The organism is Syntrophaceae bacterium, from assembly GCA_013177825.1.
Classification (GTDB): Bacteria; Desulfobacterota; Syntrophia; order Syntrophales; family PHBD01; genus PHBD01.
Genome location: JABLXX010000003.1, coordinates 107,314 through 120,695 on the forward strand (window position 1 = coordinate 107,314; position 13,382 = coordinate 120,695).

The following is a 13,382-nucleotide window of genomic DNA, read 5'->3' on the forward strand; positions in this document are numbered from 1 at the left end:
AAGGAATCAGGCCATGCTGCAGTGCAAAAATAAATCAGACCTGTTTTTGAGGCGTGGGTTTACCCTCGTCTCTATCGTGCTGGTACTGGTCGTCCTGTGCGTTCTGGCGCTGTACGCGATCCCCGGGTTTCTAGGGCCCCAGGGGCGGAAAGACGCGGACAAGATCGAGGCGGGCAGACCCGCCGCCGGCCCGGGTCTGCAGCAGCCGATTGCGGGAAGGGAACCCCCCCAGAACGACGCTCGGAACATCGCCGGCATGAGCGCGCTTGCCGCAGCGGCGTCGAATGTCCAGATCGCTCAGGCGAAAATGACGGTCAGCAATCCGTCAGGCAGGGCCGTTACGAACGCGGACGTCGCAAACCTGCTCAACTCCGATTACACGGCCGTCGGCGATTACATCGTATCGTACGCTCCCTCCGGCACCGACAAAATCGTGATCACCCTTCAGCCCGGTTCCAAAGGCAAATTCGGGACGCCGAATTCAAGGGAAATTACGCTCAATCGATAGTGCGACGCCGTCTGGAACGCTGGGAATCCAGCCTTTTCACTGAAAAACACGCCGGTTTCCCGGGGAGCAGGCCGCCCGCTGGAGAACCGTTTCATCCCTCGCCGAAACGTGATAGGGTCGGAAAAACATCGAACATGTATCCCTCCCGCAGTCCCTCTTGTTCGTGAAAGGAGGCTGAACGATGGGCAACCTGAATCGAAGAGAATTCCTGCAACTCGGCGTGGCGGGAACCACGACCGCCCTTCTGGGATGGGAAGGCGTCGCGGGTGCCGTCCAGGGCGTCTCGCCGGCGGCGTTCGTCTTCCCGAAGCCCGTTTACCGGACGCTGGGCCGAACGGGGCTCAAGATCACGGTCATCAGCTTCGGGGCGATGCTGACGCCGGAGGCGGAGGTGCTGGAGACGGCCTTCGACCACGGCGTCAATTACGTCGATACGGCCAGGGTCTACATGGGCGGCCGGAATGAGGAGATCGTCGGGAGGGCGCTGAAGGGCAGGCGGGACAGGGTCCATGTCGCGACGAAAACGACCGGGCGATCTGGAAAGCAGGTCATCCGAGACGTGGAAACAAGCCTGAAGGAACTCGACACGGACCATATCGACGTCATACAGCTCCACAGCCTCAGCAGCCGGCAGGACCGCATCTTCAACCCCGACATCCGGGAAGCCCTCACGAAGTTGCGGCAACAGGGGAAGGTGCGCTTCTTCGGGGTGACCTCCCACCGAAACGAGGCGGAGGTGCTCAACGCGCTGGTCGACGACAAGGAGCGGTTCTTCGACGTTGCCCTCGTGAAGTACAACTTCCAGAGCGACGCGCAGACAACCCGGGCTGTGGCCCGGGCTGCCGGGGCCGGCGTCGGGATCATCTCCATGAAAGCACTGGCCGGAGGCTACCGGACGGGCGCCCTGGGGCCGCTCACGCCCTACCAGGCCGCCCTCAAATGGGTCCTCAAGAACAGGAATGTGGCCGCGATCATCCCCGGCATGAGGGACATGGCGGAACTCAGGGAAGACATCGCCGTGATGGGGATGCCCTTCGGGCCCCTCGACCGGGTTCTCCTGAAACGTTACGAGGCCTCCATCCGCCCTTTCTATTGCCATTTCTGCGGGCAATGTGAATCCACCTGCCCGCACGGCGTCGAGATCAGCACCGTCAACCGCAGCCTCATGTACGCGGAGGCGTACCGCGACCACGCGCTTGCCCGCTCCACCTACCGCCTGCTCCCTTCCTCCTCTTCCGCGTCCGTATGCCTGAACTGCCCGGAATGCGTGGCGAAATGCGTCAACCGGCTCGATATCCGGGCGAAAATGGAGCGGGCCGGAAAGCTGCTCGCATAGGGCCGTCCGGCCGCCGTTGGGCTCACGCCCGACAGGAGAGGAAAGCATTGATCCGAGTCAAGGCAATCCTTGCCGTCCTGGGCTGTGCCGTCGCCTTTTTCCTGGCGGCGGCCGTTCCTGCATGGTGTGAAGACGGCGCCCTGCAAAGCGTGCTTCCCCGGCCGGGATTCGCCGGGGGCTGGACGGCGACGGAGCCGGCAAATCTCTACGACCGAAACACGCTTTTCGAGCACATCAACGGCGAGGCGGAGCTCTTCATGCCCTACGGATTCGATCTGCTCGCCACATCGACCTACGCAAGCGCAGCGGACCCGGACGTGTGGATTGTCGCCGACGTCTACCGAATGGGGTCCGTCCTCGACGCGTTCGGAATTTACGCCAATTTCCGCCGGGCCAGGGCGGACCGCGTCGCCATCGGCGCGGACGGCTTTATCCTCCCCACCCAGATGATGTTCCATCAGGACCGGTATTTTGTCCGGCTCCAGGTAACCGGGGCGAACAGCCTTCCCCGGAGCGATTTCATGGCCTGCGGACAGGCGATCTCGCAGCGGTTGCCGCAGAACAGCCGGCCGCCGCAGGAGCTGGAGACGGTTCGCATACCGGCCCTCGTGTCCGGGAGCGAGCGGTACGTCACGCCCAGCCTTCTCGGATACGCCTTTTTCCGGCGGGGGATTGTCGCCGACGCCGTTCTGGACGGGAAACACATGCAGATCTTCGTGGTCCTGAACGATGATCCGGACGCCGCCCGGGAAGCGTTTTCCCGATACCGTTCCTACCTGGCGGCGGAGGGCCGGGACCTGCGGAATGGAGATACGCCCGATTCCCTGACCGCCATCGATCCCCTCTACGGGACAGTGCTTGCGGAGCAGGCCGGCCGGTATGTTGCCGGCATGATCCGGATCGGAGACGCCGCCGCGGCGGGACAAATCGTCAAGCAGTTGCGGGCGCGAATCGCAGCCTGCAGGTAAAAAGGAAAAGGAGTCCGATTCATTGAGAGACACCGATAAAACAAGGGAACAGCTCATCGAGGAACTGGAGGCCCTTCGCCGGCGGCTCGCCGGGACAGACAACCCGGGCGAAGACGGTCGCGGTGAAGCGGGAGGATACTCGGGGTTCTCCACCTTCCATGAATTTCTCCTGGAGAGCATCGACGAAGGAATCTGGGTGGCCGACCGGCACGACCGGATTCTTTTCGCCAACAGCCTGGTGGTAAAGATCACGGGCATTCCGAAGGAGCGGATGACCGGGATCGACGTCCTTTCAGACCGGGTCCAGGACCGATGGAGCGAACTCCAGTCCCTCTACCGGAACGCGAAAAGCAGCCTCCGCCCGGTCATCTACGATAACACGCCCGTTCAGACCCCGGGCGGTTTGATCCTGCTTTCCGGCAAGCTGGTGCCGGTTTTGGCGGACGGCCGTTTCCACGGAATGATCTGTACGGCCAGCGACGTAACGGAGCTCCGGCAGGCGGAGGAGGCGTTGACTCATGCGGAGGAGCGCTTTGCCACCGCCTTTCGCTCCAGTCCCGACGCCATCGTGATCAGCCGGGAAAGTGACGGCTGGATCATCGATTTGAACGACGCCTGGGAGACCGTTACCGGATACAGCCGCCGGGAGTCACTCGGCCGGAGCTCTAATGACCTGGGAATATTCATTCGTCCGGAGCAGCGGCGTGAACTGGCCGAGAGGATCGCCGAACAGGGGCAGCTGCAGGATTACGAGATGGAAATCCGTCACAAGTCGGGAGAACTGCGACGGGTAAGCCTGTCGGTGGGGCGGATCCGGCTCCAGCATCAGGAATATATGCTGAGCATCATCCGCGACGTCACGGAGCGCAAGCGCACGGAAGAAGCGCTCCGCGAGAGCGAGGAACGTTTCCGCAAAGCCTTTCTGACGAGTCCGGACGCCATCAATATCAACCGGTTCGATGATGGAACCTATGTCGACGTAAATGAAGGATTCATGGCCCTGACGGGTTTCACGCGGGAGGATGTCGTCGGGAAAACCTCCGTGGAATTGAATGTCTGGGTCGATCCGGCGGACCTGAGGAAGCTGATCGACGGGTTGAGGGAACACGGGCGGGTCAGCAATATGGAGGTCCGGTTCCGGATGAAGGACGGTACCATCTTGGCCGGCTTGGTGTCCGCCACGATTCTGACATTGAAGGGAGAGACACACGTCCTCTGCGTCACGCGTAACGTCGAGGAAATGAAGAAGACCCAGGATGCGCTGCGCGACCGGGAGGAAAAATACCGGGGACTGTTCGAAAACGCCCTGGTGGGGATTTACCAGTCCACTCCCGAAGGCCGGTTCCTGTCGGCGAACCCGGCCCTGGCCCGGATCTATGGATACGATTCCCCCGAAGATCTGATCGAAAGCGTCACGGACATCGCAACGCAGATCTTCTTGGATCCCGGGGACCGCACAGAGATCCTGCGCATCATGGATGCCGATGGAGTTCTCCCGGCCTACGATGTCTGGCACCGCCGGAAGGACGGGACACCCGTCCGGCTGTCCCTGCATTCGCGGGGCATCCGGGACGAGACGGGATGCATCGTCCGCCTGGACGGTCTGGCGGTGGACATTACCGAACAAAAGCGGGCTGAAGATGAGCTGCGGCGCCGGGAAGAGATCCTCAGCGGCATCTTCAAAGCGACCCCGATCGGCCTGTGCATCATGAAAGACCGTGTGTTTGAGAGCGCCAACAAGGCCTGGTATGACGTCTACGGCTATTCCGAATCCGAAATGATCGGTCATACGCCACGCATGCTGTATGACGATGAAGAGGAATATCGGCGCGTCGGACGGGAGCTGTATGCGGGCCTCGCGGAGCGCGGTCTGGCCATGGCCAGAACAAGACTGATGCGGAAAGATGGAGTGTTTCGGGATTCCATCCTGATTGCCGCTCCTCTCCCGTCGGACGACGAGGCCCTGCGTGCAATCGTTGCGATCCAGGATGTGACGGAGCAGACGCGCATCCTGGAAGAACTGCGGGAGAGCCGCCGGCAGCTGAGGGATATCATCGAATTCCTGCCCGACGCGACCCTCGTCGTCGACCAGGAGGGCAGGGTCATCGCGTGGAACCGGGCGATTGAAAACATGACGGGCATCAAGGCGGAGGAGATGATCGGCAAGGGGGATTATGAATACGCCCTTCCCTTTTACGGCTTCCGGAGACCCATCCTGATCGATCTCGCGCTTCATCCGGACCGGGATATGGAGCGGCAATACACGGCCATCCACAGGGTGGGGGAGATCCTGTTCGGCGAAGCCTATACGCCGAACCTTCCGCCCGGTGACCGGCACCTGTCTGCCACCTCCTCCGTCCTTCGCGACTCCAGGGGCCAGATCACCGCCGCCATCGAGTGCATCCGGGACAACACGGAGCGGAAACGGATGGAGGAACGGCTGAACCGGGCGGAGAAGATGGAAATCCTCGGCAGGTTGGCCGGTGGCGTGGCCCACGACCTCAACAACGTCTTGGGCGTGCTGACCGGATATTCGGAGCTGCTGGCGGAGAAGCTTCCCGAGGGCTCCCCCACGAGAAAGTATGCCGAAAACATATTGCAGTCCAGCATCCGGGGAGCCGCCATCATCCAGGACCTGCTGACCCTGGCCAGGAGAGGGGTGGCCGTTTCCGAAGTGGTCAACCTGAGCCGTGTGGTTTTCGATTATCTCCGGACGCCGGAATTCGAGAAACTGAAAGCAGGCCATCCGGCCGTGAAAATCTGGACCAACCTCGATCCCGAGAACCAGCTTCTGAACATCAAGGGGTCTCCTGTTCACCTGGGCAAGACGGTGATGAACCTGGTCTCGAACGCCGTGGAGGCCATTTACGGCGACGGGGAGGTGACAATCCGGACGGAAAACCGGTACCTGGACCGGCCGATCAGGGGGTATGACGATGTGAATGAAGGGGATTACGTCGTGCTCACCGTGTCCGACAGCGGAAAGGGGATCTCCGCGCAGGACATCGGGAAGATCTTCGATCCCTTCTACACGAAGAAGGTGATGGGGAGGAGCGGCACAGGACTGGGACTGACCGTCGTCTGGGGAACCGTGAAGGATCACAGCGGGTATATCGACGTGCATAGTGAAGAGGGGAAAGGGAGCACGTTCTCGGTCTATTTCCCGGTGACGAGGGACGAGCCCTCGGCCGCCGGTGCAAAAATGGAGATGTCCGCCTACATGGGGCGGGGCGAGTCCCTCCTGGTCGTCGACGACATGAAGGATCAGAGGGAAGTGGCCACGAGCATGCTGAAACGGCTCGGCTATCGGGTCGAGGCGGCCTCCAGCGGGGAGGAGGCCGTGGAGCGTATCAGGGAGAAGCCTTTCGGCCTGGTCGTCCTCGACATGATCATGGACCCGGGCATGGACGGCCTGGAGACCTACCGGAAAATCGTTGAGATCCGGCCGAAGCAGAAAGCCGTGATTGTGAGCGGATTCTCCGAGTCCGACCGGGTCAGGCAGGTCCTGGAACTCGGCGCCGGTGTTTTTGTCAGGAAGCCTTACATCCTGGAGAAAATCGGTGCCGCCATTCGCAGCGAACTGGACCGGAAATAGTGAAAAAATAGGTCAGCAATATCAGGGGAATAATTACTCCTTGCAATTGTCAGGCAATTGTGATGGCACTTCCCGCGCCTGCAAGAAAGCAACATCCCCCGAAACAGATCGGTCCGTCCTCGGTTGTCTGTAGCACTCGTTCGGATGAATTCCATTGTTCAGGTAGGCGGAAGAGCCCTGTGTAAGGCCATGCATATTTAGCATAGCCATAGAAGCAGCGAAACAACACGCCGTTTTCCCGGGACGGCGCAATCCTTGTTCATTGGGCTGCGGAGGAGGAATCGTGAGCGGCGGTGACGGAAAGAAAGACCCGTTTGACGGGGAAGTGGCGATTCCTCAGGAATGGCATGAAAAATCGGAATGTCCTGAAGGACTCCGCCTGGAGACGGGAGCCCCTTTTGCGGACCCCGCTGCTTTCTACAGGCTTCTCCTGGAGAATATCGATGAAGGGATCCTGGTGACGGACAGAGACGACAGAATCGTCTTCGTGAACGACCCGATGGCGAGAATTGCCGGTGTTCCGAAAGAACAGATCATGGGTGCCGTCATCGTAAGGAACTTTCCCGAAGACACGCTGAAGTATTTCCGACCCCAATATCTTGCGGCCAGGGAAACCCTCCGGTCCGTTTCTTTCGACGGCATTCCCGTCGTCACCCCGGCAACCAGGAAGACCTTCCAGTCGGGAAGCATGGTTCCCCTGATCCATGACGGCCGATACGACGGCATGATCTGCACGATCCACGACGTCACCGACCGCCGGAGCGCCGAGGAGGCCCTCCGGGAGAGCGAGTACAAGTACAGGCTCATCACCGAAAAAATGACGGACATCGTCTGGATTGCAGACATGAACCTGCAGACCGTCTACGTGACTCCCTCGGTACAGACGGTGCTGGGATATACCCGGGAAGAGCGGATGTGCCAGAGCATTACGGAGCAATTCACGCCGGATTCCCTGGCCTTCGGACTGGAGGCCATGGCCGGGGAACTTGCCATGGAGGAACAGGGGAAGGGGGACCCCGCCAGGACCGCAACGCTGGTTCTGGAATATCTCCACAAGGACGGCTCGACCCGCTGGATGGAAACCCTCATGAGCGGGATCCGCGACGAGCGGGGCATGCTGATCGGGCTTCACGGCGTTTCCCGGGACGTCACCGGCCACAGGCGGGCCGAGGAGGCGCTGCGCAGGAGCGAGGAGTATTTCCGCGCCATCACCGAGAATGCCTCCGACATCCTGTTCATAACGGATGAATGGGGAGTCATCCGCTATGTGACGCCGTCCGTCGAGCGCATCGCCGGCTATCGGCCGGATGAGCTGCTCGGGACAAGCACGTTCGACCTGTTTGTGCCGGAAGATCTTCCCAGGGCCGTCGCGGATTTTGAAAAGGCCCTCCGGACGAAGGACGTCGCCATACCAAACCGTTTCCGAATCCGGCACAAAGACGGGTCCGAGCGCATCATGGAGGGGGTCGGCAAGAATCTCCTGCACAATCCTGCCATTGCGGGATTTGTGGTGAACGTCCGCGACGTCACCGAGCAGAGACGCGTCGAGGAAGCCCTGCGGGCGACGGAGGAGCGATTCCGGCTGATCACGGAAAACGTGCAGGACACCGTCTGGCTCATGGACAAGAACCTGAAACTCACCTGGATATCCCCGTCGGTGGAACGGATGCAGGGCTATACCGCGGAGGAGCTGCTCGGACTCCCCCTGGAGCGGCAGGTAACCCCGGAATCCCTCCAGGCAGCTTTCGGATTGATCGAAAAAAATCTCGTCCCGGAAAGGATTGCCAATCCCCGGGACGAGATCACGGCATCGATGGACCTGGAGGTCTACCGGAAGGACGGATCCACGTTCTGGGCCGAAGCGGTCATCACGATGCTCCGGGACGGACAGGGTGCCCCGGTCGGTTTCCTCGGCATTTCCCGGGACACGACCGAGCGCCGGGCGATGGAATTGGCGCTGCGGGAAAGCGAGGAAAAGCATCGCCTGCTGTTCGCGAGCGCCGGGGAGGGGATCATGATCATCCAGGATGAAGTGACCCGTCTGGCCAACCCGGCCCTTTCCCAGATCCTGGGCTACCCGATCGAGACAATCACGTCGCGGCGATTCGGGGCCTTCATCCATCCGGATGACCGCGACATGGTCATCGACCGCCACCGGCGACGGATGCGCGGGGAGGCGGTGGAAACGGGCTATCCGTTCCGGATCGTGACGGCGGACGGCAGGGAGAAGTGGGTGGAGATCCATTCCCGCCGGATCGTCTGGGATGATGCTCCGGCTTCCCTGAGCTTTGTCATGGACATTACGGAGCGCAGGCAGATGGAGGAGCGCCTGGCCCGTGTCGAGAAGATGGAGGCCCTGGGCACCCTGGCAGGCGGCGTGGCCCACGACCTGAACAACGTCCTGGGAGTTCTGGTCGGCTACTCGGAGCTGCTGGCGGAAAAGCTGCCGGAGGGCAGCCAGATGAGGCGGCATGCAGAAAACATCCTGCAGTCGGGCATCAAGGGAGCGGCCATCATCCAAGACCTGCTGACCTTGGCCAGGAGGGGGGTCGCCGTCTCGGAAGTCGTCGATCTGAACGGGATCGTCGAGGATTATCTCCGATCGCCGGAATATGAAAAACTGACTTCCTATCACGGGGAAGTCGTCGTCCGCCCGGAGCTTGCCGAAGGGTTGCTGAATATCAAGGGGTCGCCGGTTCACCTGGGAAAGACGGTGATGAACCTGGTGTCGAATGCCATGGAAGCCATATCCGGAAAGGGGATCGTCACGATCCGGACGGAAAACCGCTACCTGGACCACCCTGTCCAAGGCTACGATGAGATGCAGGAGGGGGATTACGTCGTGCTTACCGTCTCCGACTCGGGCCGGGGCATCGCCCCCCGGGACATCGGCAAGATCTTCGAGCCCTTCTACACGAAGAAGGTCATGGGGAGAAGCGGCACGGGCCTGGGGCTGGCCGTCGTCTGGGGAACCGTGAAGGATCACAGCGGCTATATCGACGTCCAGAGCGAAGAGGGCGCCGGGACCACCTTCACCCTTTATTTCCCGGTGACCCGGGACGTCCCGGCGACGGCCGTGGAGCCCCATTCGCAACCTTCCTTCCTGGGCAGGGGGGAATCCATCCTTGTGGTCGACGACGTTCAGGAGCAGCGGGAACTGGCCGCCAGCATGCTGGGGAGGCTCGGGTACCGGGTGGATACGGTTTCCTCCGGGGAGGAGGCGGTTGCCTGGTTGAGCAGGAACAGGGCCGATCTGATCGTGCTGGACATGATCATGGAACCGGGCATGGACGGACTGGAGACCTACCGGCGGATCGTCGAGATCAGCCCGGGCCAGAGGGCAGTCATTGTCAGCGGTTTTTCGGAGACGGAGCGGGTGCGCAAGGCCCTGGACATCGGCGCCGGCGAGTTTGTCAAAAAGCCGTACATCATGGAAATCATAGGGCTTGCCATCAGAAGGGAACTGGACCGGAAATAAAAGCGAAACAGATCAGATCTTTTTTGCCCAGCAGAATCAATCCGACCTGTTTCTTGCCGACCTGTTTTTCTCCTTTTACCACCATGCCTCACCCTGGAGGCCTGCCGTAAAGCCGGAGGTCTCTCCGATGTAGGTAGTTCCTCCCACGCGATCCTGGAGTCCGCTGCCCCAGGCGGCATAGGTCGCAAAGACGCGAAGAACGGGACGGGCAAAGAAGTCCGCGTCCATGCGAAGTTCCGGCATCACGATCCTCCTTCGAACATGCGAGAAGTTCATCCCCGGCAGGTGTCCGTAGCGCGGATCATTCAGAGGTTTGCTTGTCGGTGAAACGGGGACAGCGGGTGGAAAGCGGGAGAGACATAGGGCAGAAACGCAATGAAATCAGTGCATAAAGTGCTTGTATGGAGTGTGTGTCCCCTTTAGGCCTGTCCCAGGCCGGCCCGGGTGCATTGCGATTTGATAAAAATAGCTATATATATCAATAACAAACAGGCATGTTGCAGACAGGAAGGGGACTGAAACCGGATTCCGGTTACGGATAAGGCGTGTTCCTCTTGACCCGGAGAGCCTGAAAAATACGACTTTGCGCAGCCGACCGTATACCACGGAACGGAAAAGACGCCGGCACAAGGGGAAGGATCCGGAAAGCCTGTTCCGGCATCGCGAGGAAACTCGGAGGATCAGCCGTAGCGGCGGACGTCGCAGGCATCGACATCTCCGGAAGGATGATTATCATAGACGGAAGCAACGCTGTGAGGGAGGAGGCGAGCCATGATCAGCTACGGCTTTACGAAGGAGCTGGACCTTTCATTCGACCGGGTCCGGGAATTGGTGACGGAGGAACTGAAGAAAGAAGGCTTCGGGATTCTCACGGAGATCGACATCCGGGAGAAGTTCAGGGAGAAACTGGGAATCGATTTCAGGAAATATGTGATTCTGGGAGCCTGCAATCCGCCGAATGCGCACAAATCCATTCTGGCTGAAGAAAATATCGGGCTGATGCTTCCCTGCAACGTCATTGTTTACGAGAGGGGCGATAAAATGGTTCTCTCGATCGTCAAGCCGACGGTTGCCATGCAGATGATCGACAATGAGGAACTGCGACCGGTTGCCGTGTTCATCGAGGAAAAATTGAAACGGGTTTTTGACGCCGTTCAATAGGGGAGGAGACCATGAAAACGATCCGCTTGCCGGTTCTTTTGCTGTCTCTGGTTTCCCTGGCTGCCTGCGCCCGCGATTATCCCTACGGTCCGGGAGGCGGCTGGGGACACATGATGTATTACGGATATGGAGGAGGGTTTATGTGGATTCTGTTCATCGTCGTCATCGGCGTGCTGATCTATCTGCTGATTCGGAACGCCAAGGCAAAGGGAGGCACAGGGGGCGCCGGAGAACCCCCCCTGGATATCCTGAAAAAACGTTATGCCAGGGGTGAAGTGACCAAGGACGAGTTTGACCGGATGAAAAAGGAGTTGTCCGAGTAAACGACTGAAAACCTTTAAAATGAGATGAACAGGGAGGCCGATATGAAGAGAAATCTGATGCTGATAGGGGTGGTTCTGGTTGTCTTGTTTCTGGCATTGCCGGCGCTGTCCCAGCCCCGTTACGGCTATGGGCCGGGATATGGAGATGAGTACGACTCCGGCGGACCCTGGATGGGACGCGGTATGGGGCCGGGTTACGGAATGGGGCCCGGCGGGATGATGGGGTATGGAACGTGGGGTTATGTGCCCCAGAAACTGCCGGCTCCGAAAAATCCGGAATGGGTGAAAAAACTTCGTGAGATCCTGGTACTGGAAAGACTTTCGTTCGAACAGTACCAGGCGGATGCAGACAAGTACAACACCTACATGCCGTATAGAATGGTCATCCCGCAGGAGCAGGACCACGTCATGACGATCGAGCGGCTCTTTGCCGCCTACGGCCTCCCGGCGGATGGCAAGCCGGCGGCCTTGACGGACACGAAGACACTCACGGAAGCTTATGAGCTGTGCGTGAAAATGGAACGCGACCTGATCCCGCGCTACGAATGGCTGGTCAAGAACGCAGAAGATCGTGATACAGCGGGCGTTCTCAACAATCTCCTCATTCAGACGCGGTATCACCTCGCCATGTTCGAGCACGCCCTGCAGGTCGGCGGCGGCGGAATGGGGAGGTGGGGCTGGCGAGGCCATGGGCCCGGCATGATGCGTGGCTGGTAAATGACTTCTCACGGGGTGCGATCCGCGGAGATTTTCCGGGAGAGCGCTCCGAGGTGTATATGACAGGGCGGTGAAGGCAGGGCCGGACGCGGTCCTGCCTTTTTTGTCGGGGATATCCATGCGGGATCATGTGCCGAGGTCTGCCTCACGGGGAATGGGAGGAGGAATAGGTATTTATTGTGCATCACAATGGTTGTCTGTCTTCCTGTTTCCTTGTAAAGTGCTCTTTATAAATCCCTCTCTGCCGAAATCGTATCATAAGGAGATAGATAAGCGCATCATGTCCAGGCATGCCGAACCCAATCAAATCGTGAAGACCGTGGATCATGAGCCTTCGGAGACCGCGATGGGGGCTGCTTTCCTGCGGGCCATGTCGGCGGTGGACAGGCGGATCGGGATCCGGGGCCCCGATTCCCTCGCGAAACTGTTCCTGCCTGAGAGCCGCAGGATCATCCTCGACGATCCCGCGTTGCGGGGATGGGTGATCCGGAACGCCGTTTCGCCCGGCATGTACGAGTTCATGATCGCGCGGACGGCTTTCTTCGACGATATGTTCAAGCAGGCGCTGGCCGCGGGCGTTCCCCAGATCGTATTCCTGGGAGCCGGATACGACAGCCGGTCCTGCCGCTTCCGGGACTTCCTGGGCGATGTCCGGATCTTCGAACTGGATATGCCGGAGACCCAGCGACACAAGCAGGAATTGCTCAACACGGCGGGCGTTCCCATCCCGGAACAGCTCACCTTTGTTCCCATCGACTTCCGGACCGGAGGCATCGGCAGCAAGCTGCGCAAGGCGGGATTCGATGCAGGCCGGGAAACGCTCTTCGTCTGGGAAGGGGTTACGTATTATCTCCCCCCCAGGGTGGTCGGCGATACGCTCAAGGTCATCAAAACATCCTCATCAGCGGGAAGCTCCGTCTGTTTCGACTATGCCTCCCATTCCATTGAAAAGCTGGAGCAGGACCGGGTGATGCGGTTGAGGGAGACGATGAAGATGAATTACCCCGGCGAGCCGACCTGCTTTTCCCTGCGGGACGGGGAAATCGAAGCCTTTCTTTCGAAGCGGGGTTTCCGGATCCTGGAGCATCTTACGTCGGAGGAGATGGAAGCGAGATACCTGAACCTGCCCGACCGTTCCCTGGCGGGGGTGATTCCCGGCGTATTCTGTTTCGTCCATGCCGCCTTTCCCGGCTAGCCTTGCCATACAGGAGGTCCGTTCTTGAAACCGTGCCTGCTCCATATGCGCCGTTTGGGGATCTCCGCGCCTGCCCCCCGATAACCCCCGACTTTCTTGAC

At 60.0% G+C, this 13,382-nt stretch carries 10 protein-coding genes; 9 read left to right on the forward strand and 1 reads right to left on the reverse strand.

Annotation, left to right across the window (positions count from 1 at the left end):
- Positions 1–13: 13 nt before the first annotated feature.
- The 5 genes from HPY65_08130 to HPY65_08150 all read left to right on the forward strand — a co-directional run bounded on the left by HPY65_08130 (position 14) and on the right by HPY65_08150 (position 9,885).
- Complete coding sequence (locus HPY65_08130) at positions 14–508, forward strand: hypothetical protein (protein NPU84444.1); 495 nt, start codon at positions 14–16, stop codon at positions 506–508.
- A 181-nt stretch (positions 509–689) separates the two neighbouring features.
- Complete coding sequence (locus tag HPY65_08135) at positions 690–1,844, forward strand: hypothetical protein (GenBank protein ID NPU84445.1); 1,155 nt, start codon at positions 690–692, stop codon at positions 1,842–1,844.
- A gap of 47 nt (positions 1,845–1,891) precedes the next feature.
- On the forward strand, positions 1,892–2,812 hold the full coding sequence (locus HPY65_08140; protein NPU84446.1) for a hypothetical protein: 921 nt from the start codon (positions 1,892–1,894) through the stop codon (positions 2,810–2,812).
- A gap of 22 nt (positions 2,813–2,834) precedes the next feature.
- Positions 2,835–6,407 carry a PAS domain S-box protein gene (locus tag HPY65_08145; GenBank protein ID NPU84447.1) on the forward strand — a complete coding sequence of 1,191 codons (3,573 nt, stop codon included), beginning with the start codon at positions 2,835–2,837 and terminating at the stop codon, positions 6,405–6,407.
- A 283-nt stretch (positions 6,408–6,690) separates the two neighbouring features.
- The gene (locus HPY65_08150) at positions 6,691–9,885 is read left to right on the forward strand and encodes a PAS domain S-box protein (protein NPU84448.1); all 3,195 of its coding nucleotides are present in this window, start codon (positions 6,691–6,693) and stop codon (positions 9,883–9,885) included.
- Between the two features lie 75 nt (positions 9,886–9,960).
- On the opposite strand, the gene HPY65_08155 is transcribed toward HPY65_08150, so the two are convergent.
- Positions 9,961–10,128, reverse strand: coding sequence for a hypothetical protein (locus HPY65_08155; protein NPU84449.1), 168 nt, complete (start codon positions 10,126–10,128; stop codon positions 9,961–9,963).
- 531 nt (positions 10,129–10,659) lie between these two features.
- Here HPY65_08155 and HPY65_08160 point away from each other — a divergent pair.
- The 4 genes from HPY65_08160 to HPY65_08175 all read left to right on the forward strand — a co-directional run bounded on the left by HPY65_08160 (position 10,660) and on the right by HPY65_08175 (position 13,281).
- The gene (locus HPY65_08160; protein ID NPU84450.1) at positions 10,660–11,046 is read left to right on the forward strand and encodes a DUF302 domain-containing protein; all 387 of its coding nucleotides are present in this window, start codon (positions 10,660–10,662) and stop codon (positions 11,044–11,046) included.
- 11 nt (positions 11,047–11,057) lie between these two features.
- Positions 11,058–11,369, forward strand: a complete 312-nt coding sequence (locus HPY65_08165; protein NPU84451.1) for an SHOCT domain-containing protein — start codon at positions 11,058–11,060, stop codon at positions 11,367–11,369.
- 42 nt (positions 11,370–11,411) lie between these two features.
- Positions 11,412–12,086, forward strand: a complete 675-nt coding sequence (locus HPY65_08170) for a hypothetical protein (GenBank protein NPU84452.1) — start codon at positions 11,412–11,414, stop codon at positions 12,084–12,086.
- Between the two features lie 280 nt (positions 12,087–12,366).
- Positions 12,367–13,281: an SAM-dependent methyltransferase gene (locus HPY65_08175; GenBank protein ID NPU84453.1), complete on the forward strand. Its 915-nt coding sequence runs from the start codon at positions 12,367–12,369 to the stop codon at positions 13,279–13,281.
- Positions 13,282–13,382 lie beyond the last annotated feature (101 nt).

Coding starts and splice junctions, on each gene's coding strand:
- HPY65_08130 (NPU84444.1), top strand. CDS start 14: ATGCTGCAGTGCAAAAATAAATCAGACCTGTTTTTGAGGCGTGGGTTT.
- HPY65_08135 (NPU84445.1), top strand. CDS start 690: ATGGGCAACCTGAATCGAAGAGAATTCCTGCAACTCGGCGTGGCGGGA.
- HPY65_08155 (NPU84449.1), bottom strand. CDS start 10,128: ATGCCGGAACTTCGCATGGACGCGGACTTCTTTGCCCGTCCCGTTCTT.
- HPY65_08165 (NPU84451.1), top strand. CDS start 11,058: ATGAAAACGATCCGCTTGCCGGTTCTTTTGCTGTCTCTGGTTTCCCTG.
- HPY65_08170 (NPU84452.1), top strand. CDS start 11,412: ATGAAGAGAAATCTGATGCTGATAGGGGTGGTTCTGGTTGTCTTGTTT.
- HPY65_08175 (NPU84453.1), top strand. CDS start 12,367: ATGTCCAGGCATGCCGAACCCAATCAAATCGTGAAGACCGTGGATCAT.